Raw genomic sequence first — 1347 nt, 5'->3', positions numbered from 1 at the left:
GCCCGCCGGCCCCGGCCACGTCAGCTACCGGGACGGGGCCCTGGCCGCCGACCGGTGGAAGGACGCCGTGGGCCGGGCGGTGCAGCACATCCGCGCCGGAGGGCTCGACAAGGTGGTGCTCGCGCGCGACGTCGTCGCCCGGACGACCGCGCCCGTGGACCAGCGCTGGCTGCTGCGCCGCCTGGGCGAGGGCTACGCCTCGTGCTGGACGTTCGCCGTCGACGGCCTGGTGGGCGCCACCCCCGAGCTGCTGCTGCGCAGCGAACGGGGTCTGGTCACCTCGCGGGTGCTCGCCGGGACGATCCGCCGCACCGGGGACGACGAGGCCGACCTGGCCCGCGCCGCGATCCTGGCCCACTCCTCCAAGGACCTGGAGGAGCACGAGTACGCCGTGGACTCCCTCACCCGGGCACTGGAACCGTTCTGCTCGTCCACCAACGTGCCCGAGACCCCGTTCGTGCTGCACCTGCCCAACGTGCTGCACCTGGCCACGGACGTCACCGGGGTGCTCCAGGACCGCCCCCACCCCTCCAGCCTGCACCTCGCGGCAGCCCTGCACCCCACCGCCGCCGTCGCCGGCACACCCACCGACGCTGCGTGCGACCTGATCGCCGGGCTCGAGGGCATGGACCGTGCCCGCTACGCAGGCCCGGTGGGCTGGATGGGCGCCGACGGGGACGGGGAGTGGGGCATCGCCCTGCGCTCGGCCGAGCTCGGTGAGGATCCCCGGACGGTGCGGTTGTTCGCCGGTTGCGGGGTGGTCGCCGCCTCGGACCCGGCCGCCGAGCTCGCCGAGTCCGAGGCCAAGCTCGAACCGATGCGCCACGCGCTGCACGACGCTCAGGACTGACGGACCTCTCGCACCGCCAGCACCACCTGCAGGTCCGTGGCGCGCCCGTCACGGACGACCGTCACGGTCTCCCGCTGGCCCGCGGTGCGTTCACGGACGTGGGCGGTCAGGGACTCGGCCCCCGCCACCCGGTCCGACCCGAGCGCGACCACGACGTCACCCTCGCGCACACCCGCCTCGTCGGCGGGCGAGCCGGGCGTGACCCCGCGCACCAGCGCCCCACGGCGCGTGGCCCCGTCCACCTCGGCGGTGCCGTCGGCGAGCTGCACCCCGAGGAACGCGTGTGCGACGGTCCCGGTCTCCACCAGCTCCTGGGCGACCCTGCCGGCGAGGTTGACCGGGATCGCGAACCCCAGGCCGATGGACCCGCTCTGACCACCCGCGAGCGCCGCGATGGACGACGTGACGCCCACGACCCGACCCTGGGAGTCGAACAGGGGTCCGCCGCTGTTGCCCGGGTTGATCGCGGCGTCGACCTGGATCGCGTTGGTGACCAC

At 75.1% G+C, this 1347-nt stretch carries 2 protein-coding genes; one reads left to right on the top strand and one right to left on the bottom strand.

Features of this window, described 5'->3' with window-relative positions; genetic code table 11:
* The coding region (locus tag N869_RS15105; RefSeq protein ID WP_035063027.1) for an isochorismate synthase at positions 1–850 on the top strand (850 nt) is incomplete at its 5' end.
* On the opposite strand, the gene N869_RS15100 is transcribed toward N869_RS15105, so the two are convergent.
* The coding region (locus N869_RS15100; protein WP_035063026.1) for a S1C family serine protease at positions 841–1347 on the bottom strand (507 nt) is incomplete at its 5' end. The genes N869_RS15105 and N869_RS15100 overlap by 10 nt on opposite strands.

The organism is Cellulomonas bogoriensis 69B4 = DSM 16987, from assembly GCF_000767165.1.
In the GTDB taxonomy this organism is placed as follows: Bacteria; Actinomycetota; Actinomycetes; order Actinomycetales; family Cellulomonadaceae; genus Actinotalea; species Actinotalea bogoriensis.
Note: the sequence above shows the minus strand (reverse complement) of the source record. Positions and strands in the feature narration are given on the sequence as shown.